At 39.7% G+C, this 22,337-nt stretch carries 24 protein-coding genes, 2 tRNA genes and 1 pseudogene; 18 read left to right on the top strand and 9 right to left on the bottom strand.

From position 1 onward, the window contains the following. Nucleotides 1-418 precede the first annotated feature (418 nt). From rpsF to alr, 9 genes are all read left to right on the top strand, one after another. A complete protein-coding gene (rpsF, locus tag P4S65_RS00535) occupies nucleotides 419-760 on the top strand; it encodes a 30S ribosomal protein S6 (RefSeq protein ID WP_007378473.1) in 342 nt (113 codons plus the stop codon). A gap of 44 nt (nucleotides 761-804) precedes the next feature. Further along, entirely contained in the window at nucleotides 805-1,122 is a 318-nt protein-coding gene (priB, locus tag P4S65_RS00530) for a primosomal replication protein N (RefSeq protein ID WP_033015549.1), read from the top strand. 12 nt (nucleotides 1,123-1,134) lie between these two features. Further along, entirely contained in the window at nucleotides 1,135-1,362 is a 228-nt protein-coding gene (gene rpsR / locus P4S65_RS00525) for a 30S ribosomal protein S18 (RefSeq protein WP_007378475.1), read from the top strand. Between the two features lie 35 nt (nucleotides 1,363-1,397). Beyond that, entirely contained in the window at nucleotides 1,398-1,850 is a 453-nt protein-coding gene (rplI, locus tag P4S65_RS00520) for a 50S ribosomal protein L9 (RefSeq protein WP_002962755.1), read from the top strand. A gap of 437 nt (nucleotides 1,851-2,287) precedes the next feature. Then, complete coding sequence (locus P4S65_RS00515) at nucleotides 2,288-2,836, top strand: RNA polymerase sigma factor (RefSeq protein ID WP_033038111.1); 549 nt, start codon at nucleotides 2,288-2,290, stop codon at nucleotides 2,834-2,836. Beyond that, nucleotides 2,823-3,305: a hypothetical protein gene (locus P4S65_RS00510; protein ID WP_337119355.1), complete on the top strand. Its 483-nt coding sequence runs from the start codon at nucleotides 2,823-2,825 to the stop codon at nucleotides 3,303-3,305. The genes P4S65_RS00515 and P4S65_RS00510 overlap by 14 nt, the downstream gene beginning before the upstream one ends. 9 nt (nucleotides 3,306-3,314) lie before the next feature. Further along, nucleotides 3,315-4,253 (top strand): DUF4097 family beta strand repeat-containing protein, encoded by a 939-nt coding sequence (locus P4S65_RS00505; RefSeq protein WP_096793669.1) that lies wholly within the window; start codon nucleotides 3,315-3,317, stop codon nucleotides 4,251-4,253. A 112-nt stretch (nucleotides 4,254-4,365) separates the two neighbouring features. Then, nucleotides 4,366-5,745: a replicative DNA helicase gene (dnaB, locus tag P4S65_RS00500; protein WP_002963050.1), complete on the top strand. Its 1,380-nt coding sequence runs from the start codon at nucleotides 4,366-4,368 to the stop codon at nucleotides 5,743-5,745. Further along, nucleotides 5,745-6,824 (top strand): alanine racemase, encoded by a 1,080-nt coding sequence (alr, locus tag P4S65_RS00495; protein ID WP_337119354.1) that lies wholly within the window; start codon nucleotides 5,745-5,747, stop codon nucleotides 6,822-6,824. The genes dnaB and alr overlap by 1 nt, the downstream gene beginning before the upstream one ends. Before the next feature lie 18 nt (nucleotides 6,825-6,842). Here the strand turns inward: alr and P4S65_RS00490 are convergent, their stop codons facing one another. Continuing rightward, nucleotides 6,843-7,082: a DUF2960 domain-containing protein gene (locus P4S65_RS00490; protein ID WP_007378480.1), complete on the bottom strand. Its 240-nt coding sequence runs from the start codon at nucleotides 7,080-7,082 to the stop codon at nucleotides 6,843-6,845. Nucleotides 7,083-7,182: 100 nt separating this feature from the next. On the opposite strand from P4S65_RS00490, the gene P4S65_RS00485 reads away from it, so the two are divergent. The 3 genes from P4S65_RS00485 to P4S65_RS00475 all read left to right on the top strand — a co-directional run bounded on the left by P4S65_RS00485 (nucleotide 7,183) and on the right by P4S65_RS00475 (nucleotide 9,063). Further along, on the top strand, nucleotides 7,183-7,434 hold the full coding sequence (locus P4S65_RS00485) for a hypothetical protein (protein ID WP_008135690.1): 252 nt from the start codon (nucleotides 7,183-7,185) through the stop codon (nucleotides 7,432-7,434). A gap of 201 nt (nucleotides 7,435-7,635) precedes the next feature. Further along, complete coding sequence (gene pnuC / locus P4S65_RS00480; RefSeq protein WP_337119353.1) at nucleotides 7,636-8,253, top strand: nicotinamide riboside transporter PnuC; 618 nt, start codon at nucleotides 7,636-7,638, stop codon at nucleotides 8,251-8,253. A gap of 3 nt (nucleotides 8,254-8,256) precedes the next feature. Beyond that, nucleotides 8,257-9,063 (top strand): phosphotransferase, encoded by an 807-nt coding sequence (locus P4S65_RS00475; protein WP_096793666.1) that lies wholly within the window; start codon nucleotides 8,257-8,259, stop codon nucleotides 9,061-9,063. Here P4S65_RS00475 and P4S65_RS00470 read toward each other — a convergent pair. After that, nucleotides 9,060-9,242, bottom strand: coding sequence for a hypothetical protein (locus P4S65_RS00470; protein ID WP_007378484.1), 183 nt, complete (start codon nucleotides 9,240-9,242; stop codon nucleotides 9,060-9,062). The two genes, P4S65_RS00475 and P4S65_RS00470, sit on opposite strands and share 4 nt — an antisense overlap. Nucleotides 9,243-9,486: 244 nt before the next feature. Between P4S65_RS00470 and P4S65_RS00465 the strand changes: the two genes are divergently transcribed. Continuing rightward, nucleotides 9,487-9,561: transfer RNA gene (locus P4S65_RS00465), tRNA-Arg, on the top strand. Between the two features lie 362 nt (nucleotides 9,562-9,923). Beyond that, nucleotides 9,924-11,138, top strand: a complete 1,215-nt coding sequence (locus tag P4S65_RS00460; RefSeq protein ID WP_007378485.1) for an HD-GYP domain-containing protein — start codon at nucleotides 9,924-9,926, stop codon at nucleotides 11,136-11,138. On the opposite strand, the gene P4S65_RS00455 is transcribed toward P4S65_RS00460, so the two are convergent. Beyond that, nucleotides 11,098-11,421: a hypothetical protein gene (locus P4S65_RS00455; protein WP_096793665.1), complete on the bottom strand. Its 324-nt coding sequence runs from the start codon at nucleotides 11,419-11,421 to the stop codon at nucleotides 11,098-11,100. The two genes, P4S65_RS00460 and P4S65_RS00455, sit on opposite strands and share 41 nt — an antisense overlap. 284 nt (nucleotides 11,422-11,705) lie before the next feature. Between P4S65_RS00455 and P4S65_RS00450 the strand changes: the two genes are divergently transcribed. After that, on the top strand, nucleotides 11,706-12,974 hold the full coding sequence (locus tag P4S65_RS00450; RefSeq protein ID WP_337119352.1) for an outer membrane protein transport protein: 1,269 nt from the start codon (nucleotides 11,706-11,708) through the stop codon (nucleotides 12,972-12,974). Nucleotides 12,975-13,087: 113 nt separating this feature from the next. Here P4S65_RS00450 and P4S65_RS00445 read toward each other — a convergent pair whose 3' ends face one another. From P4S65_RS00445 to pepA, 3 genes are all read right to left on the bottom strand, one after another. Further along, a complete protein-coding gene (locus tag P4S65_RS00445) occupies nucleotides 13,088-15,943 on the bottom strand; it encodes a valine--tRNA ligase (RefSeq protein WP_337119351.1) in 2,856 nt (951 codons plus the stop codon). Between the two features lie 60 nt (nucleotides 15,944-16,003). After that, entirely contained in the window at nucleotides 16,004-16,450 is a 447-nt protein-coding gene (locus P4S65_RS00440) for a DNA polymerase III subunit chi (protein ID WP_007377064.1), read from the bottom strand. 158 nt (nucleotides 16,451-16,608) lie between these two features. Continuing rightward, nucleotides 16,609-18,120 (bottom strand): leucyl aminopeptidase, encoded by a 1,512-nt coding sequence (pepA, locus tag P4S65_RS00435; RefSeq protein WP_096793662.1) that lies wholly within the window; start codon nucleotides 18,118-18,120, stop codon nucleotides 16,609-16,611. 287 nt (nucleotides 18,121-18,407) lie between these two features. On the opposite strand from pepA, the gene lptF reads away from it, so the two are divergent. Beyond that, nucleotides 18,408-19,520, top strand: a complete 1,113-nt coding sequence (gene lptF, locus P4S65_RS00430; RefSeq protein WP_007377062.1) for an LPS export ABC transporter permease LptF — start codon at nucleotides 18,408-18,410, stop codon at nucleotides 19,518-19,520. Then, nucleotides 19,517-20,584, top strand: a complete 1,068-nt coding sequence (lptG, locus tag P4S65_RS00425; RefSeq protein ID WP_337119350.1) for an LPS export ABC transporter permease LptG — start codon at nucleotides 19,517-19,519, stop codon at nucleotides 20,582-20,584. The genes lptF and lptG overlap by 4 nt, the downstream gene beginning before the upstream one ends. A 91-nt stretch (nucleotides 20,585-20,675) precedes the next feature. Here the strand turns inward: lptG and P4S65_RS00420 are convergent. Together P4S65_RS00420 and P4S65_RS00415 are read right to left on the bottom strand one after the other, a co-directional pair. Then, a pseudogene (locus P4S65_RS00420) lies at nucleotides 20,676-21,169 on the bottom strand (RDD family protein). 62 nt (nucleotides 21,170-21,231) lie between these two features. Further along, nucleotides 21,232-21,381, bottom strand: coding sequence for a hypothetical protein (locus tag P4S65_RS00415; protein WP_008134996.1), 150 nt, complete (start codon nucleotides 21,379-21,381; stop codon nucleotides 21,232-21,234). A 70-nt stretch (nucleotides 21,382-21,451) separates the two neighbouring features. On the opposite strand from P4S65_RS00415, the gene P4S65_RS00410 reads away from it, so the two are divergent. Continuing rightward, nucleotides 21,452-21,536, top strand: a tRNA-Leu gene (locus P4S65_RS00410). Nucleotides 21,537-21,899: 363 nt separating this feature from the next. On the opposite strand, the gene P4S65_RS00405 is transcribed toward P4S65_RS00410, so the two are convergent. Then, complete coding sequence (locus P4S65_RS00405; RefSeq protein WP_008134994.1) at nucleotides 21,900-22,283, bottom strand: DUF1842 domain-containing protein; 384 nt, start codon at nucleotides 22,281-22,283, stop codon at nucleotides 21,900-21,902. Nucleotides 22,284-22,337 lie beyond the last annotated feature (54 nt).

The raw sequence follows: 22,337 nt of genomic DNA, 5'->3' as shown, positions 1-22,337 counted from the left end.
CACGCGAGCAAGCTCGGCGTCTACAATAAATATTAAACCCCGAGTTCAGCTTTACCTGTAGGCGTACAGCTTGCTGACGCGACGAGCAAAGCTCGTAATATTTTTTGGTTGTAAGCGTAACTAGAATAAACGATTTGATTAAAAACTGCGCTTTTCACGCGAGCAAATTAGGGGTCTACAATAAATACTAAACCCCGAGTTTAGCTTTATTTGTAGGCGTACAGCTTGCTGACGCGACGAGCAAAGCTCATAATACTTACCTATAAACACTTATCTACAAAAGCTTTAAAAACTTGCTTGCTTAATTATCCTACTAAGCGTAAAATGCGCGCTCATTTCGGCTTTTAAACTATTAATTCCTTGCCTTAAACCGACCGGCCGAAACGGTAGAAGGCTCTATTAACCGTAAGGAATATCCATGCGTCATTACGAAATCGTATTCATGGTTCACCCAGATCAGAGTGAGCAAGTTGCTGGTATGATCGAACGTTATACTGGTTCTATCACTGAAGCTGGTGGTGTTATCCACCGTCTTGAAGATTGGGGCCGTCGTCAATTGGCTTACCCAATTAACAAGCTTCATAAAGCTCACTATGTTCTAATGAACGTTGAAGCACCAACTGAAGTAATCAGCGAGCTAGAAACTACTTTCCGCTACAACGATGCAGTGCTTCGTAACTTAGTTATCCGCACTAAAACTGCTGAAACTGAAGCGTCTCCTCTTGCAAGAGAAGAGAAGAAAGAAGCACCAGCTGCTTAATTGTTTTGAGTCCAAGCATGGCGTTTAACTGGCGGTAAATATAAATGGTTAGCCCTTTTATGAATCAGCTGGTTATATCTGGGGTAGTTTGTAAAACGCCCAAGTTTAGCCAAAGCCCAGCTGGCATCCCGCATTGTATTTTTGTTGTAGAACATAAATCGATGCAAACCGAAGCAGACCTTAACCGTAATAGTTACGTGAGGCTTCAGGTAGTTGCCAGTGGAAAGCAAATGCAACAACAGACTCAACATTTGCACGTTGGGCAGGCATTGCAAGTGAGTGGTTTTTTAAATCGCCACGAAGGTCGTAACGGCCTTAGCCAATTGGTTTTGCATGCTCAGCATATCGAAAGAATTATTTGAGGAATTAATCTCATGGCACGTTATTTCAGACGTCGTAAGTTCTGCCGCTTTAAAGCGGAAGGCGTAAAACAAATCGATTACAAAGATCTAGCTACTCTTAGAAACTATGTTACAGAAAGTGGCAAAATCGTACCTAGCCGTATCACAGGTACTAGCGCTAAATTTCAGCGCCAGCTAGCAACTGCTATTAAGCGTGCTCGCTACTTAGCCCTTCTTCCATACACTGACTTACATAAGTAAGCAGCGGATTAACAGTTTTTAAAAGGTGTAGAAACATGCAAGTTATTCTACTAGATAAGATCGCTAACCTAGGTAGCCTAGGTGAACAGGTTGTAGTTAAATCTGGTTTCGCACGTAACTTCCTTTTCCCTCAAGGTAAGGCAGTTCCTGCGACTAAAGCTAACATTGAAACGTTTGACGCTCGTCGTGCAGAACTTGAAGCGAAAATCGCTGAACAGTTAGTAGCTGCACAAGCACGCGCTGAAAAACTAGAAGCATTAGCAGAAGTTACATTAGTATCTAAAGCTGGTGACGAAGGTAAGTTATTCGGTTCAATTGGTACTCGTGACATCGCTGACGCTATCTCAGCTGTTGGTGTTGAAGTTGCTAAGTCAGAAGTTCGTTTGCCTCTAGGTACTATCCGTGAGACAGGTGAATTTGACGTATCAATTTCAGTTCACTCAGACGTAACGGCTACTATCAAAGTAATCGTAATCGCTGAAGCTTAATTTTTAATTAAGCGACAAAAGCCGTGCTATTAGCACGGCTTTTTTGTGCCTATAATTTGGCTAACTTTATTAGTTAAGGGCACTGTTAAATAATACCAATCCGCAATAATACTTAATCATTTTGCGGGGCTAAACGTGTCGCTACCTGTGTTAAAAAATTCTCATTTACGACTGCATGGATGCAGAAGGTAGAGCAATGCAGGAGCAATTGCCGAGAACAACTAAATAGCGAATTTTTTGTCTAGCTATCAACACGTTTTTCCATCCTCAAAATAGATCACTTAATTAAGCGAATTGGTATAAAGCCTCGTATAAGCCCCTTTTTTATTCAATTATTTTTTCATTCTCCTTAAACCTTTTCGAACTGTCATTACGTCTAACTTATCAATACACTTAAATAGCAATTCAACAATAATAATTAAAAGGCGGCATCACGGATGTTACACGTTAAACCCGAACCAACGCTTTTGTGCGAAGCTGCACTCATTGAGCGAGTTAAATCGGGTGATCAAGGCGCATACACAACGCTTTATGAGTTACATATAAAACGAGTATACGGTTTATGTTTACGCTTATTAGCAGACCAAGCACATGCCGAAGACGCCGCCCAAGAGGTATTTGTACAGGTATGGCATAAAATAGCATTGTTTGATGGGCGTTCGCAGTTTTCTACTTGGCTTTACAGTGTTGCCAGTAATGTAGCGATAAGTTACCTGCGCAAGCAAAAAAACTGGTTACAAAAAGTAGTAAGTATTGAACACAGCGGTATGGATGAGCAATCAGCTAACGACTGCAAAGGCTTAAATGGCCTCGATAAGTTAATAGTAAGGCTTCCTGAGCGCGCACGTATGGTATTTGTATTATTTGCTATTGAAGGTTACAGGCACGAGGAAATCGCGGAGCAATTAGGTATGGCTGTTGGTTCAAGTAAGTCACAGTATCATCGTGCTAGGCAGTTATTACAAGAGTGGTATGAAAATGAGTAAACCAAACTTTAACGACTACTTAAACAAGTCATTAAACACGCTTGATAAAGAAATTACGCCACAAAAAGATTTATGGGCGGGGATTGAGCGAGCAATTGTTAATAATAAGCAGAGTCCAAACAGCACTATTATTTGGCCAAAACTAACGGCAATAGCTGCGTGTACTGTGGCTGCTTTAATTGCTGTAAATATATTTTTTATAGCACCTGCACCACTGCCCGTAGTGGCTATAAGTGATTACTTTTCGGCTCAAAAAAATAGTTTGTTAGTTGAATACGAAAATAAAGAAGCATTGACCACTAACTGGCAAACGCAACTACAAGAACTGGAAGAAGCTGAGCAAGCAATAAAGCAAGCTCTTGAAAACGAACCACAAAACCAAGCGCTACTGACAATGTTAGCGCAAATATATCAACAACAACTTGATTTAATTAACAAGGTGCACGCGCCACGTTGGCAGCACATTTAGGAGTACGACATGAAAGCGATTTTATTAGGACTGAGCTTATTTCCATTGGCAGTATTTGCGGGTGAAAAAATAGATAAGCAAATAGACGTACCAAGTGGCGGCACTATTTTTATTGAAAACCAACGCGGTGATATACATATTACAGGCTGGGATAAAAACGAATTTAAAGTATCTGGCGAGCTTGATGATAAAGCGCAAGGTTATGAGCTTAAAACAAGTGGCGATAAAACACAGTTTATTGTAAAAATGCCCCGTAAATCAAATTGGGGTAATAGTGGTGACGGCTCAAACCTAACTATATTTATGCCTAAAAGCAGTAGCTTAGAGTTTGCTGGCGTTAATGTATCGGTGACTGCAAAGGAGCTTAAAAACGGCGCTGAAGTTGATGTGGTTAACGGCGAAATTACGGTAGATGATATTACTGGCAACATTAAGCTCACCACTGTAAATGGTGATGTGAACGCTGAGAACTTAAACGGTAATATTCAGTTTGAAACCGTAAATGGTGAAATTAACGATAGGCAATCAAGTGGTGAGCTGCGTTTTAGCGCTGTTAATGGTGATATTAAATCAACTTCAAGCGCTAATGATGTACGCCTTGAAAACGTAAATGGCGATATAGAATTTACGCTATCGGCTATTAAAAACCTACGTATTAATACGGTAAATGGCGAAGCAGAAGTACAGATTGACGAGCTTTTAAAAGGCGGTGATGTACGTTTTGAATCAGTAAGTGGTGATGCCGACTTTTATTTCCCACAAAGTGTATCAGCAAAGTTTGAAATTAAAGCCCATGCTAATGGTAAAATCATTAACAAAGTCAGTAGTGACAAAGTCAGTAAAGCTAAATATGGCCCAGCCAGTGATTTAGAGTTTAGTATTAATGGCGGTAATGCAAATGTTGAAATGGATACCATTAGTGGGCGAATAGAGCTGCGTACCAAATAACACTCATTCCCCATCACGATTACAAAAAGCAGGAAAGATTTCCTGCTTTTCTATTTGCACAGCCCCTGCAAGTCGATAGAATAGAGCCATTCAATTTTACTACTGTGAAGTTATGGCCAAACCAGATAAGCAAGTCGATACTCTTAAAGTTCCTCCCCATTCAATAGAAGCTGAACAATCTGTTTTAGGTGGCTTAATGCTTGATAACCAAGCTTTTGACCGCGTAGCTGAGCTTGTTGTATCACAGGATTTTTATACCCGCACGCACAAGTTAATTTTTGAGGCGATGACGGCACTTGCTGAAATTGGCGATCCGATAGATTTAATCACTATTTCTGAAAGTTTAGAAAAAAATAATAAACTTGCAGGCATTGGTGGTTTTGCTTACTTAGCCGAAATTGCTAAAAATACCCCAAGTGCAGCCAACATTGATGCCTACGCAAACATTGTACGTGAGCGTGCTGTTGTACGTGAAATGATTGGCGTGGCAAATGAAATAGCAGAAGCGGGTTTTAATACCGAAGGACGTACTAGTCACGACCTACTCGATTTTGCCGAAAGCAAAGTATTTAAAATTGCCGAGCAACGTACAAAAAGTACGGAAGGCCCGCAAAGTATTCATAACATACTCGAAAAAACCGTTGATAAAATAGAAGAGCTTTATCAATCGCCACAAGATGGTGTAACGGGTGTAAGTACAGGTTATGCCGATCTTGATAAAATGACGACGGGCCTGCAACCGTCTGACTTAATTATTGTGGCAGCGCGTCCTTCAATGGGTAAAACCACCTTTGCGATGAACCTTGCAGAACATGCTGCAATGACTCAAGACAAACCCGTACTAATTTACTCGCTAGAGATGCCTTCAGAACAAATTATGATGAGGATGCTAGCGTCTCTTGGCCGTATTAACCAAACTAAGGTACGTACTGGTCAGTTAGATGATGACGATTGGGCGCGACTTTCATCAACAATGGGCTTGTTGATGGAAAAAGGCAAAATGTATGTTGATGATGCCTCGGGCTTAACACCTACCGATGTTCGCTCTCGTGCGCGTCGTATTGCGCGTGACCACGGCGGCATTAGTATGATCATGGTCGATTACTTACAGCTAATGCGCGTACCTAGCCTTGCTGATAACCGAACGCTTGAAATTGCTGAAATTTCGCGTTCACTTAAATCACTAGCAAAAGAGCTAAAATGTCCGGTTGTTGCGCTTTCGCAGCTAAACCGTACGCTAGAGCAACGTGCCGATAAACGCCCAATTAACTCAGATTTACGTGAGTCAGGGTCGATAGAGCAGGATGCCGATTTAATCATGTTTATTTACCGTGACGAAGTTTACAACGAAGACAGTACTGATAAAGGTATTGCTGAAATCATCATAGGTAAACAACGTAACGGCCCAATTGGTAAAGTGCGTTTAACATTCCAAGGTCAATTTTCTCGCTTTGATAATTACGCGGGACCAGCGGTAGATGACGATTACTAATGCGCTTAGCCACTGCTGAAATTAATTTAACGGCACTTGCGCATAATTTAGCGCAAGTTAAGGGCTTTGCACCTAACAGCAAAGTAATGGCGGTGCTAAAAGCAAATGCTTACGGGCATGGATTAGTAACGATTGCGCAGCATTTAAATAATGCTGACGCATTTGCTGTGGCGCGTATAGATGAAGGGCTTGCCCTTCGAGCTGGGGGCTTAACAAAGCCAATAGTTTTACTAGAAGGCTTTTTTAACAAAGCCGACTTACCTATTTTACTCGCTAATAACTTTCAAACTATTATTCACGATGAGTACCAATTAGCTGCGCTTGAAAAAGCAAAGCTAGATGCACCAATAACATGCTGGTTAAAAGTAAATACAGGTATGCATCGATTAGGTATTGCGCCAGAGCAGTTTGAAGCGTTTTATAACCGCTTACAAAAAACACCTAACGCTAAAAACACCGTTAATTTAATGACCCACTTTTCGTGTGCTGATGACGTTGATAATGCTAAAACGGTTCAACAAATTACGTTGTTTGATAATTTAGTGAATGGCATTGAGCAAGCGCATTGTTTATCAAATTCTGCTGGTATTATTGCCTGGCCAAGCGGTCATGGTGATTGGGTACGTCCTGGGCTTATGCTCTATGGTGTATCGCCAATGGCAAATAGCATTGGGCAACAACACAAATTAAAACCAGTTATGCGTTTAACTACGCGCGTAATTGCAGTGCGTGATGTGCCAGCTAATGAGGCTGTTGGGTATGGTGGTCGTTGGAAAAGCGATAAACCAACCAAGTTAGCTGTTGTAGCTATGGGTTATGGCGATGGTTATCCTCGGCATGCTAAAGAGGGGACACCGGTAATAATTGGTGAGCAGCGTTATGGTATTGTAGGAAGCGTAGCTATGGACATGATCAGCGTTGATATAGGCGCTAATGAGCATAATATTAAAGTAGGCGACAGAGTCACTATGTGGGGCCCTGAACTACCAGTTGAAGAAATAGCACTGTGCGCTGGTACCATTCCTTACGAGCTATTATGCAATATTACACCGCGCGTAAGTTATGAGTATCAGCGTTAATACAGCTATAAGCGATACTTACTCTTTTATAAAGTAAATGTCGCTAAAGCCCATACGGGCAAATTCTTGGTCGCGAAAGTTACGCACAGAAGCAGACCCTTTTGAGGTCATTTCTATTTGGCGTACCATGCTTAAGTAATTTGTTAAATCAATACCTTCGGCGGCAGCAATAGCTTGATACATGTCGTGGTATTTATCTTTTGCGAAGTTAATTTCGCGCGGTTGGTTTTTAAACGTATACGTTATTCTACGTGCCATAATAAGCTCAGTTAAATTGAGTGTTAGTATAATTTTACACTGTATTGAACTGGCATTGAATGATTTGTTTAAATCAAATAATTAAAAAGTAGAGTTTAAAATGAAATTATCAGTAGAGATCAGTAAATATCCACTTCACCAAGATTACATTCCGTTTATTAAAGGCTTTATCGACCGCTTAAACGAATACGAAGATTTAAAAGTGATTACTAATACGTTATCAACGCAAATTTTTGGTGATTACGATTTAGTTATGCAAGTGTTAAATACCGAAATTAAGCGTTCATATGAAGAATTTGGTAAAGCTATTTTTGTATGTAAGTTTCTCTCTGGCGACTTATCGCCTGAATAATCTATAATACCAACCTGCATAAATCTTTGATCAATTTAACGAATTAAATTGCACTATAACGTCGTTAAAAATTTTTTATTTAGAACAACTAGATACAAAAATTTTTGCCTAGTTCTAGCGTAATTTTCTTAACGTTAAATAGACCCCGTATATAAGCAGATTGGTATAACAATCGGCACAACTGAACGGTGATTGCATAGTATGGACTTTTTAACACAAACCTTAAGTGGTTTTACAGCGATGTCGCATTGGGAATACATAGCGGTGGGGTTGTCGATGGCGTACTTATTATTGGCAATAAAAGAAAGCTTATGGTGTTGGCCTGCAGCATTTTTTAGCACACTCATTTATACAATAATGTACTGGAATGGTGCATTATTAATGGAGTCATTACTTAATTTTTATTATATGTATATGGCTGTATTTGGGTGGGTTGCATGGCGAAAAGGCAAAGCTGAAAATCTAAATATTACGTCTTGGTCGATGAACCGTCATGCTGTTTTAATCAGTTTAACAACCGTAGCTGCAATAGTTATTGGTTACGTTATGCAAAACTATACTCATGCCGACTTTGCTTATCTTGATAGCTTTACAACATGTTTTGCAGTAGTAACTACTTACTTAGTTGCTAAAAAAGTCCTCGAAAACTGGCTGTACTGGATTGTAATAGATGCCGCTTCTATGTATCTATACTACGAAAAAGGCTATTACCCAACGCTAGCACTCTTTATATTTTATACCATTATGGCAGCGTGGGGCTTCAAAACCTGGTACGAAGAGTACGAACAAAGCCAAGCTAAGTCTTTAGCGCAGCTTTAATTTATGATTGAGCATAATCAGTTAGTAAAAATGTGTAGTGCGTTTATAGAGCCTAAAAGCATTGTTTCAAGCGAGCGATTGCTGAATGGCTTTAGCAACGATAATTTTTTAATACGTACCGAGCAACAAGGGTATTTGTTAAAGTGTTATAAAAGCCGTTGGCCAAGTGACGGCCTTGAAGCGCAGCGCTTTTTAAGTGACTTGGATATATGCCCTGCGCCTATTTGGCTCGATAAAAAGAATAGTCGTGCGGTATTTAATTATATTGAGGGTGAAACCGCACAGTCAGATATAACGCTCAGCTTAGTTAATAAATTAGCCCAAGTACACAGTTACAGCGTAACGACTACACCAATGGATATAGCCAAAGAGCTGCACTTTTATCAAAATACGGATGTATATACGTTATACAAATCACAAATAGAGCGGGCACTAAAAGCAGTTACAGCGATGCCATTTAATGCGGGCTTTTGTCATAACGATTTAGTAAGAGACAACATTATTGTAAATGCTTCGGGTATGTATTTAATTGATTTTGAGTACGCACAAACTAACGATGTGTATTTTGATTTAGCCGCGTTGTGCGTGAGCTTTAATCTGGATAGGCAAAGTGAAGGTGAGTTATTAGATAATTATAGTAAGTACTGTAGAGCCGGTGTAAGCTTTTTTAAATCAGTAAATAAGCTTGATTTTTTTAAGCTGTTTTTTTTAATATTGTGTATAGGATGGTATGAGCAGCGCGACATAACTAATCACTTAATTGAATTACGCGCGCAACTAAATAAACTCACTTTATCTATGAGTTTTTAAAGACCACCAAAACGTGCAGCTAGTTCTTTATATTTTTTTACTTCATCAGCATCAAATTGCGGTTCGCCATTTTCATCCTGCGATTTCGCAATTAGTAAACTTTCACGAGTAAGGCGTTTAACACGCTCTACTTTTACACCTAAAAACTCAGCAACTTGCTCAGTAGACATCAAACTCATAATCACTTCCTCTTTTAAATCAAATCACATAGTCACTATAATAGTTAAAATGTTGCTAAACAGTTACTTTTTTTATCTAATATTGATAAAAAGCGTGTTTTTAACTAATTGTGAAGTGTTTTATTCTAAATCGCTTAATTAATAGGCATCTAAACGCATGGTGCTGGCAATTAACGACGGATATCTTTATCATTATAGACGCCAAAGCATTGATATCGCGAGTTAGTGCTGCGGCAACAAATGTGCTCTCGTGGTGAAATGGATATCACGTGGCCCTCCGGAGGCTGAGTTGTAGGTTCGATCCCTACCGAGAGCGCCATTTGCTTTATATGTTTATACCCTAAATTATTTCAGTACTTTTGCATAATCAAACTCTTTTCAATATCTAAAATTGGTTAACGATACTAGATAACATTGATGAACTTCATTTTTATAAAAATAGTGTTCTTATTAATTACACTTAAACTTGAATGAAAATAAACTTTTAGTATCTCAGTTCAAAACCCTTTAGCGTTCCCCATTAAATTAAAAATAACGCAAAATTAAATGAGATATTATTTAATAATATAAATTACTACTTTTTAGTGAATTATAACTACTAAAGTACGAATGAATGGACTTTAAGTATTAAACAATGCTATTTAAGGTACATATTCATTAATTGTAGAAATAGCCGCTTTTATGCTAATAACTTTACCTATCCCTGAGCTAATACCTGGCATGTATGTCGACAGTGTTACTAAGCAACATGAAGGGATTAATAGTATAAAAATTAAGACTAGCGGGTTAGTCAGAGACAAATCTATAATTAAGCGTTTAATTGCAGAAGGGGTTCTTGAACTTCTTATTGATTTCGCTAAGAGTGAAGTCGCAATCCCCGCCAAATATAAGCCACAAAATAAACCTAAAACATCGAGTAGCCAACAAAAACCAGTTAAGGCCAAATCTGCAATAACGGTACAGCAAGAATTTGCTAAAGCGAGTGTAAGCTACGACCAACATAACCGTAAAATACAATCTTTATATAGCGATTTAATAGCCGGTTTAACTCTTAACGTAAAAGTACTTGATGAAATAGCAAATGAAATCGTTGCTTCAGTATTTCGTAATGCAAATGCGATGACAATCCTTACTCGAATTAAAGATAAGCATAGCTATAATTGGCGTCATATGATCAACTGCGCCATTTTTACGAGTGTATTTGCTAAATACCTAGGTTACAAAGAAGCGCTTGTGCAGGAGCTTGCTATGGGCGCACTACTGCATGATTTAGGGCAATCTAAACTACCGCAAGGCATACTATCAAAACCAGGCAAAGTTACTAATAACGAAATGGCGAGTATTAAAAAGCATGTTGCTTTAGGGCTGGGTCTGGTCAAAGGTGAAAAGAGTATTTCGCCACTTATGTTAGATATGATAGTCAATCATCATGAACGATTAGATGGTTCAGGTTATCCCCGCGGCATTGCTGCAGAAAAAATAAGCCGTCCCGCACGGATAATGGCAATTGTAGATGTATATGATGCGATGACAGCAGACAGGCCTCATCAAGATGGCGAAGAACCTATTAATGCACTGCGTTACTTATTGGCTAACAAGCAAATGTTTGACGCTGAATTAGTGCAGCGTTTTATAAAGTGCTTGGGCGTGCATCCCGTAGGGACTATTGTGAAGCTGACTAATGAACGCCTAGCGTTAGTATTGGAGGGGAATAACTTGAATCCGATAAAGCCAAAAATTAAGTTATTTTTTAATGCTAAACATGGGCATCATGTAACTGCTAAAGATATTGATTTAAGTGATAGTAACCAAGAACTTAAAATTTTAGCGAGTGTTAAACCACTAGACTATAAAATTAATTTGTCTCGTTTGCTAAAAGAGCATCTGCTTGCGTAGTGTTTGTACACTTTCGTTGATTGCTTTTCTTGGCTGAAATAAATGCCCCTAAAAAACAACTTCCCATCAGTGTTAGCCACAATATAGTGCCTAGCTCTACATGCAGTGCTAAACAACAAAATGCGAGCGAAATTAGTGCGTTTAGCATAGCACCAAGCCAATAGTGATTTACTGGATTGTCGCATTGTCCTGCTTGCGTACATGCGCAGTAATTTGCTTTATAAAAACAAAATACACTCGCACCACAAAAAATAAGCCCAGCTACAATAAGTGAAATGATCACAGTTTTATTTCCTTTGTGATTTTGTAGTGAGTGTAAATTGCTAACTACTTTAAGTCAATCTAAATGATAACCAATTACATTTAGAGTATATGCTCTAATAGCACAGATCTAGTCCGATGAGTTTTAATTAGTTGTTAAAATGTCGTTAAAAATCATGTTTTTCATAGTATTTTGACGTATTCATAGAGTCTTTTATAAAAAAATCAGGTAGTGTAGCCGGGTTTGAAATCCTAATAACAACACACATAGCTATCCAAACAGTTAGTTTGGTTAAGGACACAACAATGAAATTTACTAAAACTCTTATTGCAGCTTCGCTTGCATTTGTTTCTGCAGACAGTTTTGCAGCTGCATTTCAACTAGCAGAACAAAATGCATCAGGTTTAGGCCGTGCATATGCTGGTGAAGCTTCTATTGCAGACGACGCATCTGTTGTTGCACGTAACCCAGCACTAATGACTTTATTTAAAGACAAGCAACTAAGTGTTGCTGCTATTGGCGTTATTCCTGATGTAAGTCTTGAAGGTGAAAGTACTAATAACGGTATTGACCCAAGCGCATTAGATGATGACAGCATTGCTCCTAGCGCCGTTGTTCCTGCAATTTACTTTACTATGCCTTATAACGACAAAGTATCAGTTGGTTTTGGTGCTTTTTCTAACTTTGGTTTATCTACTGAGTTTAAAAATGACTACGTAGCAGGGCAAATTGCAGGTGAAACAGAAATATTTACTGTTAATCTTAATGCAAGCGTTGCTTATAAAGTATCTGAGCAATTTAGCTTTGGTGTAGGCCTAAATGCTATTTATGCTGATGCAACAGTTATTCGTAAAGTTGGCGCAAATGCAAGTGGCTTTGACTTTGGTACTGATGCAGTAAATCTTCAAGGTGATGATACTGGTTTTGGTTTAAACGTAGGTTTAATGTATCAATTAGATGAAAACAGCCGTTTTGGTTTTAACTACAGAACAGAAACTGATATCACGTTTGATGGTGATTTTTCTAATGGGCTACCTGCAGCCGCTGGCGGCACACAAGGCACTGTGCTTCCTGGTTCTGTAGAAATCACTTTACCAGCTATTGCTGAGTTTTCTGGTTCGCATCAATTAGACGAAAAATTAGGGCTGCACTACAGTGTATTATGGACTGGTTGGAGTAGCTTTGAGTCTTTAGAAGCGCAAGTAACAGCACCAACGGGTAACAAGTTTACTGCGTTTGAAAAGAACGAGAGTTTTAGCGATTCATTCCGCTACTCAGTCGGTGCAGATTACCAGTTAAACGAAGATTTATTACTACGTGCCGGTGTTGCATTTGATGAGTCTCCTGTATCACAAACACATCTATCAATTTCGATTCCTGATACAGACCGTTTCTGGTTCTCGTTTGGTGGTAACTACACTATCGATCAAAACTCTAATGTTGATCTTGGTGTAAGTATTATCCGTGGTAAAACACAAACGTTTATAGAAGCTGATGACTCAGGCAGCCAGTGGGGCTTCGAATCTAAAGGCCACGCAGTACTAATTGGTGCTCAGTATAACTACAAATTTTAATGTAGGAGTGTCTTGTGGTTAATCACAGGGCACAAAAAAGCCGCTCACTTTAATTAAAGTGAGCGGCTTTTTTAATGCCTATTAAATAGTGTTAATAGGCATTTTATGAAAGCTTATAAACTTTCTATTTTAGTTTTTTGCTCAAGTAGCTTAGTTTTAGCATCGCTAAACTCAGCCAATTTTGCATTTTCTTTAGCAAGTACCGCTTCAGGAGCGTTATTAACAAACTTTTCGTTAGCGAGTTTGTTTTGCACTTGTGCTAGGCCTTTTTCTGCTTTTTCGAGTTGCTTATTAATACGCGAAAGCTCGGCTTCCACATCAATTAAGCCCGCCATTGGGATCATGATCTCAAGGTTGCCAACATAAGAAGTCGCACATGCTGGTGCGTCGTCTTTGTTTTCAAGCATTGTAAACTCTTCAATTTTTGCAAGTGATGCTAAAAATGATTTGTTTTCTTCAATGCGGCGCACGTCGTCGCTTGATGCATTAGCAAGTAATACGCTAAGTGGTTTACTTGGACTAATATCCATTTCACCACGAATATTACGAATAGCTAAAATGAATTGTTTAACCCACTCTAAATCGTCCATCGCTTTAGCATCAACGCTTGCTTCATTATATACAGGGAACGGCTGAACCATAATGCTGGTGTTCTCTGTTTTAAGGCCTGCAAGTGGTGCAACACGTTGCCAAATAGTTTCAGTGATGTATGGCATCATAGGGTGCATTAAACGCAGTAAGCTTTCAAGTACGGTAATAAGTGTATTACGTGTACCACGTTGCTGCGCTTCATTACCTTTAAATAATACCGGCTTAGTGAGCTCTAAGTACCAATCACAAAATTGGTTCCAAGTGAATTCGTAAAGCGTGTTAGCAGCTAAGTCAAAACGGTAGTTATCTAAATGCTCTGTATAGGTTTTAACAGTAGCTTCATACTGACCTAAAATCCAACGATCAGCTAATGAAAGCTCCGTTTGAGCACCGTTTGCAAAACCACAGTCTTGCTCTTCTGTGTTCATTAATACGTAACGGCTCGCGTTCCATAATTTGTTACAGAAGTTACGGTAACCTTCAAGGCGGTTCATATCCCAGTTAATATCACGACCAGTAGATGCCATTGCAGCAAGTGTAAAGCGAAGGGCGTCGGTGCCGTGTGCTTCAATACCGCCTGCAAATACTTTACGCGTATCTTTTTCGATTTTAGCGGCAAGTTTTGGCTGCATCATGTTGCCAGTACGTTTTTGTACTAGGTCTTCAAGTTCAATGCCGTCAATCATGTCTAATGGGTCAAGTACGTTACCTTTTGACTTAGACATTTTATCGCCATTGTCGTCACGTATTAAGCCAGTTACATACACGGTTTTAAACGGAACTTGTGGTTTGCCATTTTCGTCTTTTACAAAGTGCAGCGTCATCATAATCATGCGCGCAACCCAGAAGAAAATAATATCAAAACCAGTTACCAACACGTCAGACGGGTGGAAGGTTTTTAAATCATCGGTATTTTCTGGCCAACCTTGTGTAGAGAACGTCCAAAGCGCTGATGAGAACCACGTATCAAGCACGTCTTCGTCTTGGCTTAGCGTTACGCTGTCTGCAATGTTGTTTTCACGGCGTACTTCAGCTTCGTCGCGACCAACAAATACATTGCCTTCACTGTCGTACCAAGCTGGAATGCGGTGACCCCACCAAAGCTGGCGTGAAATACACCAATCTTGTACGTCGTTCATCCACGAGAAGTACATGTTTTCGTATTGCTTAGGTACAAATTGAATGTCGCCGTTTTTAACTGCGTCTTTTGCAGGTTCAGCTAGTGGTGCAACACGTACATACCATTGGTCGGTAAGTAGTGGCTCAATTACCACGCCAGAGCGATCGCCGTAAGGAACGGTTAAACCATGGTCTTCAATTTTTTCAAGTAGGCCTAGCTCTTCAAATTCTGCCACAATTGCTTTACGCGCAGCAAAACGATCAAGGCCGCGCAAGCGCTCAGGAATTGGCGCATCAAACTCAAGCTCTTTACCGTCAAAGGAGTATGTTTCACCTTGGGTAAGAATAGCGGCGTCTTTATCGAAAATGTTGATCATCGGCATTTGATGACGCTTGCCCACTTCGTTATCGTTAAAGTCGTGCGCTGGGGTTATTTTTACACAGCCCGTGCCTTTATCTTTATCGGCATGTTCGTCAGCAACAATTTTAATACGACGATTAACGATTGGTAATAAAATCTCTTTACCGATTAAATCTGTATAGCGTTCGTCATCTGGATTTACTGCAACACCCGAGTCGCCAAGCATGGTTTCAGGGCGAGTTGTAGCTACTACTATGTAGTCTTTTCCGTCTTGTGTTGTTACGCCATCAGCCAGTGGGTAACGTAAGTTCCACATGTGGCCTTGCTTGTCTTTGTTTTCAACTTCAAGATCAGAAATAGCAGTGTGTAACTTAGGATCCCAGTTTACTAGGCGTTTGCCACGGTAAATTAGGTTTTCTTTGTGAAGGCGTACAAACACTTCTTTAACAGCTTCAGATAAACCATCATCCATGGTAAAGCGTTCACGATCCCAATCAACCGATGCGCCAAGGCGACGAAGCTGCTTAGTAATAGTGCCGCCCGATTCTTTTTTCCATTCCCAGATTTTATTAATAAAATCTTCACGGCCTAAATCGTGGCGTGTTTTGCCTTCTTCAGCATGCAATTTACGCTCAACCAACATTTGCGTTGCAATGCCTGCGTGGTCAGTACCTACTTGCCATAATGTGTTGTTACCTTGCATACGTTTAAAACGCGTTAAGGTATCCATTATTGTATCTTGGAAGGCGTGGCCCATGTGTAAGCTATCTGTGACATTTGGCGGCGGGATCATAATTGAATATGGTACGCCTTTGCCAGATGGCTTAAAGTAGCCTTTTTGTTCCCAGTCTTGATATAGAGACTGTTCAATATCTTGCGGATTGTAGGTTTTATCCATTACACAGAACCTTAAATAAGTACTTAAATTAGTTGGTTAGCTATTTAACTAAACGTGTTTTTAGTTATTAATATCTTGCGTGGTGAGATTGGCACCGAGTTGGCGCAGCTTTTTAAAGCGCTCGCGAGCAGCTTGCTTAGCAACGGGTTCTACGGGTACAAAATCAAAAACTTGGTTAAATCGACGAATAAAATCCGGTAAGTTATTAGCCAAATTAATTAAAACTTTACGATTACCAACAGGAGGCGTAATACCAATTTCTACAGGTGCGCCGCCTTTAGGGCCTTCACCTTGTAGGTTATGAGGTACAAAACTGTCGGGATCGAATGCCCAAATTATTTCATCAATGGCACAGGCGGTCTCGTTGTTATCGACACATATAAATACGCGTTGACCGTTTCGATACTGATCGGCTGCAATTTGAGCTGCCAAAGCAAAATGATCGTCTGGCTTTGCCAACGATTCATCTTGTTGCTTTAGAACGAAAAATTGGGCGTTCATGTTCATTGTATCGGGGTTTCCCATAACATTAAATGTGCACTAAGTTGATACACATAAATTAAGAGGCAGATTTTGCCATATAACGCGTTTTGCTTCAATTAATACACAAATAAATAAGGCGCCAAACGGCGCCTTATAAACAGGTTTAAAGTTAAGTGTTCACTTTAATCTTGAGCTGCTTCACTTACGCCAGCTCTATTTAACAAGTACTGAGTAAGCATAGGAACAGGGCGACCAGTTGCGCCTTTTTTAGCGCCACTTTTCCACGCTGTACCGGCTACGTCTAAATGCGCCCAATGATACTTTTTAGTAAATTTAGACAAGAAACATGCAGCGGTAATTGTGCCAGCAGAACGTCCACCTAAGTTAGTAAAATCAGCAAAAGGGCTATCTAGCTGATCTTGATAGTCGTCCCACAGTGGCAACTGCCATGCACGGTCACCACTTTGCTCAGACGCTTTTAATAAATCGTGTGCAAGTGGGTTATGGTTTGATAGTAAACCAGTCGCATGCGCGCCAAGGGCTACAATACAAGCGCCAGTAAGTGTTGCTACGTCAATAACCGTATCTGGATTAAAGCGTTCAACGTACGTTAGCGCGTCACACAATACTAAACGGCCTTCAGCATCGGTGTTTAACACTTCAACTGTTTGCCCCGACATGGTTGTTAAAATATCACCCGGGCGATAAGCATTTGGACCAGGCATGTTTTCACAGCCCGCTAAAACACCAATAACGTTAATTGGCAATTGCATTTGTGCAAGCGCACGCATTGCGCCAATAACACCTGCAGCGCCGCCCATGTCGTATTTCATTTCATCCATGCCTTCGCCTGGTTTTAACGAAATACCGCCTGAGTCAAATGTTAAACCTTTACCAACAAGTACAATGGGTGCTTGGTCATCGGCTGCGCCTTTATAGTTAATAATCGACATAACAGATTCATTAACACTACCACGACCAACAGCTAGGTAAGAATTCATGCCTAGCTCTGCCATTTGCTCTTCGCCAATAATATCAACAGTGATGTTGTCAAAATTAGTTGCCAGCTCTTGTGCTTGCTCACCTAAGTAAGCAGGGTTACAAATATTTGGTGGCATATTGGCTACGTCTTTACATAACTTGCTACCTGCAGCAATGGCTAAACCATGCTCAATGGCACTTTCGCCAATCGTTAGTTCACGGCGTGTTGGCACGTTGAATACCATTTTACGTAATGGACGACGAGGGTCTACTTTTTTGCTTTTTAATTGGTTAAACGTATATAAACAATCTTGCGTAGTTTCTACCGCTTGGCGCACTTTCCAGTAGGTGTCGCGACCTTTAACGTGTTGTTCTGTTAAAAAGCATACCGCTTCCATTGAACCAGTATCGTTTAAGGTATTTATTGTTTTAGAAATAATTTGTTTGTATTGTTTATCGTCAAGTTCGCGTTCTTTACCACAGCCTACAAGCAATATGCGCTCGCTTAATACATTAGGTACATGATGCAATAATAAAACTTGACCTGGTTTACCTTCTAAATCACCACGGCGAAGTAAGTTTGAGATATAACCGTCACTGATTTTATCGAGTTGTTCACCAATGGGGGATAACCTACGTGGCTCGTAAACGCCAACTACAATACATGCGCTACGTTGTTTTTCTGGGCTACCACTTTTTACGCTAAATTCCATTGTCACTCCTGGTTTTGAGTCGATTAGGCTATTAAATAGGGGCTAAAAAAAGATTTCTAGTCTAATAACTCTAATATTAGCTGATTTTGCTAGACTCTTACTGTGTAATTGAACTTTATATGCTTAAGGGCTACTAATGCAACATTATATCGTGCTCTTAGGTAGGATAATTAAATTTGATGGCTTATAATAATGGCTAATTTGCCAGTACAAGCTGCGTAAAATAGCTATTTAACTATTAAATTATCACTATCTTAGTGAAATTCCATGTTTAACAGGGGCGAGCATTGCTAATTTTCCGTTATTTGACCTCAGAAGTTTTAAAATCGCAGGTCGCCGTATTTTTAACTTTAATGACCATTTTTTTGTCACAAAAGTTAGTTGTTATTTTAGGCGATGCCTCCGAGGGTAGTATCCCTGCCAAACTAGTTCTGTCGATGATTGCACTTAAATTACCGCAATTAGCCTCTTTAATACTTCCGCTGAGTATATTTTTAGGCATTATTTTAGCTTACAGCCGTATTTATGCTGATAGCGAGATGACCGTGCTTAAAGCCTGTGGCGTAAGTGAATGGTACGTTGTGCGCGTTACGCTTATATCAAGTGCAGGGTTGGCATTTTTAGCCGCAGCGCTCACCATGTACATAGCACCATGGGCAAGTGAGCAAGAATACCAATTAAAAGAACAAGCTAAAGCCGATGCTGGTTTATCCGCGTTAAGAGCGGGGCGATTTCAAGAAACCGGTAACGAAAAAGCCGTGGTATTTATTCATAATATTGAAAAAGGCGGCAAAGAGCTTAATAAGGTATTTGTAGCGCAACTACCTAACAGCGAAAAAGATAACCTTGCACGCCTAGTTTACGCAGAACAAGGCGTAGTAGTAGAAGCCGTTAATGGTGAACAGCAGTTAGTGCTTACTGATGGTAAACGTTATGAAACTGACGGTTTAACACCTGCACTTAATTTAACTGAATTTGACGGCTACAGCGTACAAATCCGCGATCAAGAAATAGAGCATCAACGCCGTAAGCTAGAAGCGGTGCCAACTAATCAGTTGCTGGCAATAAATACCCCTGAATCTATAGCACAATGGCAGTGGCGTCTCGCTATTCCACTTTCTATTCCACTGCTTACTTTGCTTGCTGTGCCATTAAGTGTTGTAAACCCGCGCCAAGGTAAGTTTGCTAAATTAGTGCCAGCTATTAGCTTGTATTTGGGTTACTTTATTTTACTTAATGCAGCTAAATTTGCAGTTGAGGATGGTAAAATACCACCATCAATAGGGTTGTGGTGGATCCACATAAGTGCCCTATTTATAGGTGGGCTATTAATAATTAAAGGGCGTCCATTGGGCGCTTGGCTCAAAGCTGTTGTAACTAAGCGAGAACTAGGCTCATGATGAAAACGCTTGATTGGTATTTAGGCCGCAGTATTTTACAAACAACAGGCTTTGCCTTATTGGTATTAGTGGGTATTAGTACCCTCATAAAATTTATTGAACAGTTAAAATCGGTAGGGCGTGGTAGTTACGACTTAATTACCGCAATGCTTTACACTTTATATACTATACCGGGTGACCTTGTTGTATTTTTCCCTATGGCTGCGCTAATTGGCGGATTAACGGGTTTAGGGGCACTCGCCTCGAACAGTGAGCTGGTGGTAATGCAAGCGGCAGGTATGTCGCGTTTACAAATAATCGGCTCGGTAATGAAAACGGCCGTATTTATGGCTTTTTGTATGATGGCACTTGGCGAGTGGGGTGCACCAGAGGCACAGCTGCACGCTAAAGAAATGCGTAATCAGGCAATACATGGCGGTGATGTATTTAATGCGCAAAAAGGCGTATGGGCTAAAGATGGTAATAACTTTATTAACATAGAAGATGTTGATCAAAATGGAATGCTGCATGGTGTGTATATGTATCATTTTGATAAATCATTAGATTTGACTCAAATTACTAAAGCAAAAAATGCTTTGAGTCGTAATGACGGTTGGCTACTTCGTGATATAAATAAGGTAATTATCACCGACGAAAAAATTACCACAGAACAGGTGCCTGAAGAATTTTATGCCTCACAACTCACCGCTGAAAAGCTGGGTGTTGTATCAGTCAAGCCAGAGTCGTTATCGTTTACTGGTTTATGGTCGTATTTAGGGTATTTAGAACAAAATGAGCAAGACACTAGTACCTACGAGCTTGCCCTTTGGCGTAAGTTTATGCAGCCTGTATCTGTTGCGGTAATGCTGCTGGTGGCGCTCTCGTTTATATTTGGCCCACTACGTACCGTTACTATGGGGGCGCGTATTATTATGGGTGTTGTAACCGGTATCGTGTTTCATTTAACTAACGAAATATTTGGCCCAGTGGTTATGGTTTATCAAATACCAGCTATTGTAGGTGCTGTATTACCAAGCATAATATTTATAAGTTTTGCGGCATACTTGATGAATAAACGAGTTTAATGCTTTTAAAATAGTGTAGGTAATAAACTTATAAACATAAAAAAGCGTGACAGTAGCCACGCTTTTTTACTTTAAAATAAGTGATATAGGTTCAATCTAGCTCACGATAAATACGCTTGTTTTCTTCTTTTGTTAGTGCAATTACTTCGGTTTTAGAAATATAATCTTGTAATGCATTTTTGTTTTTAAAATCAACTAACACCACTAAATTGCCTAGCCCAAGTAGTGAGCTTACACAGCGGATAATCGCTTGAGGCCAGCTAATAAGGTTACCGTCGAGTGTTTGTACTTTTAAACGCCATGCGCGCATACCAATGGTTTGGCCACTTTTAGTCCAAAAGTAAGCAAAAAGAAAATGTTTATACCTACAAATAACGTACTTCTAATGCCGTATAGCAGTGGGGAATCCTGTATATAAGCTGCAGGATCTTCTGCTTGAGCAATAAAACCCAAGGCACTTAGTCCTTGAATTACTGCAAAATAAAGTATGGCTGTAAGCATAGATAAAGAAATTACGACTAAGGCATCGTAAATTAAAGACGCAAAACGACGCCAAAAACTCGCCCGTGGAAACTTACCAGACATAAAGACACTCTCACTATTAATATGCTCGCTAGTTTAGCAAAAAAGCTTACAAATACTAAGTGCTATAGTTTAGCGATACTATTTAACCTAACAATCTCTTTTGTAAATGTTAATAGATGGCTAAATGTTAAGCGGTTGATCATGCTAATGTCATAAAACGCTTGCTGCTGCATGTATTGTTTGTATAATGCTTGGCATAGAGACGAAGGCATATAAACAAACCTTAGCTCTAAAGTGGTTTTTCTTTATCTTCTCGTGTTTAGAAGGTTAAAGAAAAATGACGCCAGCGTGATGAAATTGGTAGACATGGGGGATTCAAAATCCCCTTCCGAAAGGAGTGCCGGTTCGAGTCCGGCCGCTGGTACCACTTTTTATAGCCCCTACTAGATTTAGCAGGGGTTTTTTTATGCCTGAATTTTGAGTGATTAGCTTAAAGTATTACTAATAATATAGCGCAGATATAATATCAATTCGTGATAATTCTTAATTAATTTTAGGGATTAAACCTGATACCAACTGCATTTGAAATTCCTGCCTTGTTATCGGCAAGGTTTTTTACCTAAAAATAGGCCCCATACAATAAGCAGAACGGTATAGTTTAAGTACTCTGTTTTAACTTTTGATTGCTTTACTTACGTGCTGTTTATTTTTGTTGTAATGAGGGTTTTTTGCAAGACTGTAACAGCGGCACTTAAATGTATTAAGTGCCGTTAAAAATATTTTCTTTATATTAGTCGATTAAACTTACTTGGCCTTGGTAAGTATTATCACCAACCGAAAAGCTACCTTTACCATTCCATTGATTATCTACTGCGAAGCTTGCCGTGAATGGCGACTGATAGCTACCAATTGCAGGTGGTGGGAAGGATACAATGGCTTGGCCAGTGACTGCACCAACTTTGGTTACGTCATTGTAACCTGTTGCATGCATATGCCCTGATGCGCTAGAAGTAAATTGCGGCGCATGCTGAGTTCCCTCTAAAATGGCTCCATTTGCTCTACCATTTAATGCTCCTGTTTTTGGATCTACTGATAATTGTAATTCCATAGAACCACCACCAACAACGCCAGATTTAAACTGTAGTTTAACCAGATATAAGCTTTCGTTAGACATTTTAATCTTCCTTTTTAAGTGTGTATGAACAATATTTAGTGGTTATCACTAACT

Source organism: Pseudoalteromonas sp. B131b (assembly GCF_037162545.1).
Taxonomy (GTDB): domain Bacteria; phylum Pseudomonadota; class Gammaproteobacteria; order Enterobacterales; family Alteromonadaceae; genus Pseudoalteromonas; species Pseudoalteromonas fuliginea.
Note: the sequence above shows the minus strand (reverse complement) of the source record. Positions and strands in the feature narration are given on the sequence as shown.

What these genes read in the sequence shown, in the direction of transcription:
- rpsF (WP_007378473.1), top strand. Translation starts at nt 419, where the DNA reads ATGCGTCATTACGAAATCGTATTCATGGTTCACCCAGATCAGAGTGAG.
- priB (WP_033015549.1), top strand. Translation starts at nt 805, where the DNA reads ATGGTTAGCCCTTTTATGAATCAGCTGGTTATATCTGGGGTAGTTTGT.
- rpsR (WP_007378475.1), top strand. Translation starts at nt 1,135, where the DNA reads ATGGCACGTTATTTCAGACGTCGTAAGTTCTGCCGCTTTAAAGCGGAA.
- rplI (WP_002962755.1), top strand. Translation starts at nt 1,398, where the DNA reads ATGCAAGTTATTCTACTAGATAAGATCGCTAACCTAGGTAGCCTAGGT.
- P4S65_RS00515 (WP_033038111.1), top strand. Translation starts at nt 2,288, where the DNA reads ATGTTACACGTTAAACCCGAACCAACGCTTTTGTGCGAAGCTGCACTC.
- P4S65_RS00510 (WP_337119355.1), top strand. Translation starts at nt 2,823, where the DNA reads ATGAAAATGAGTAAACCAAACTTTAACGACTACTTAAACAAGTCATTA.
- P4S65_RS00505 (WP_096793669.1), top strand. Translation starts at nt 3,315, where the DNA reads ATGAAAGCGATTTTATTAGGACTGAGCTTATTTCCATTGGCAGTATTT.
- dnaB (WP_002963050.1), top strand. Translation starts at nt 4,366, where the DNA reads ATGGCCAAACCAGATAAGCAAGTCGATACTCTTAAAGTTCCTCCCCAT.
- alr (WP_337119354.1), top strand. Translation starts at nt 5,745, where the DNA reads ATGCGCTTAGCCACTGCTGAAATTAATTTAACGGCACTTGCGCATAAT.
- P4S65_RS00490 (WP_007378480.1), bottom strand. Translation starts at nt 7,082, where the DNA reads ATGGCACGTAGAATAACGTATACGTTTAAAAACCAACCGCGCGAAATT.
- P4S65_RS00485 (WP_008135690.1), top strand. Translation starts at nt 7,183, where the DNA reads ATGAAATTATCAGTAGAGATCAGTAAATATCCACTTCACCAAGATTAC.
- pnuC (WP_337119353.1), top strand. Translation starts at nt 7,636, where the DNA reads ATGGACTTTTTAACACAAACCTTAAGTGGTTTTACAGCGATGTCGCAT.
- P4S65_RS00475 (WP_096793666.1), top strand. Translation starts at nt 8,257, where the DNA reads ATGATTGAGCATAATCAGTTAGTAAAAATGTGTAGTGCGTTTATAGAG.
- P4S65_RS00470 (WP_007378484.1), bottom strand. Translation starts at nt 9,242, where the DNA reads ATGAGTTTGATGTCTACTGAGCAAGTTGCTGAGTTTTTAGGTGTAAAA.
- P4S65_RS00460 (WP_007378485.1), top strand. Translation starts at nt 9,924, where the DNA reads ATGCTAATAACTTTACCTATCCCTGAGCTAATACCTGGCATGTATGTC.
- P4S65_RS00450 (WP_337119352.1), top strand. Translation starts at nt 11,706, where the DNA reads ATGAAATTTACTAAAACTCTTATTGCAGCTTCGCTTGCATTTGTTTCT.
- P4S65_RS00445 (WP_337119351.1), bottom strand. Translation starts at nt 15,943, where the DNA reads ATGGATAAAACCTACAATCCGCAAGATATTGAACAGTCTCTATATCAA.
- P4S65_RS00440 (WP_007377064.1), bottom strand. Translation starts at nt 16,450, where the DNA reads ATGAACATGAACGCCCAATTTTTCGTTCTAAAGCAACAAGATGAATCG.
- pepA (WP_096793662.1), bottom strand. Translation starts at nt 18,120, where the DNA reads ATGGAATTTAGCGTAAAAAGTGGTAGCCCAGAAAAACAACGTAGCGCA.
- lptG (WP_337119350.1), top strand. Translation starts at nt 19,517, where the DNA reads ATGATGAAAACGCTTGATTGGTATTTAGGCCGCAGTATTTTACAAACA.
- P4S65_RS00415 (WP_008134996.1), bottom strand. Translation starts at nt 21,381, where the DNA reads ATGCCTTCGTCTCTATGCCAAGCATTATACAAACAATACATGCAGCAG.
- P4S65_RS00405 (WP_008134994.1), bottom strand. Translation starts at nt 22,283, where the DNA reads ATGTCTAACGAAAGCTTATATCTGGTTAAACTACAGTTTAAATCTGGC.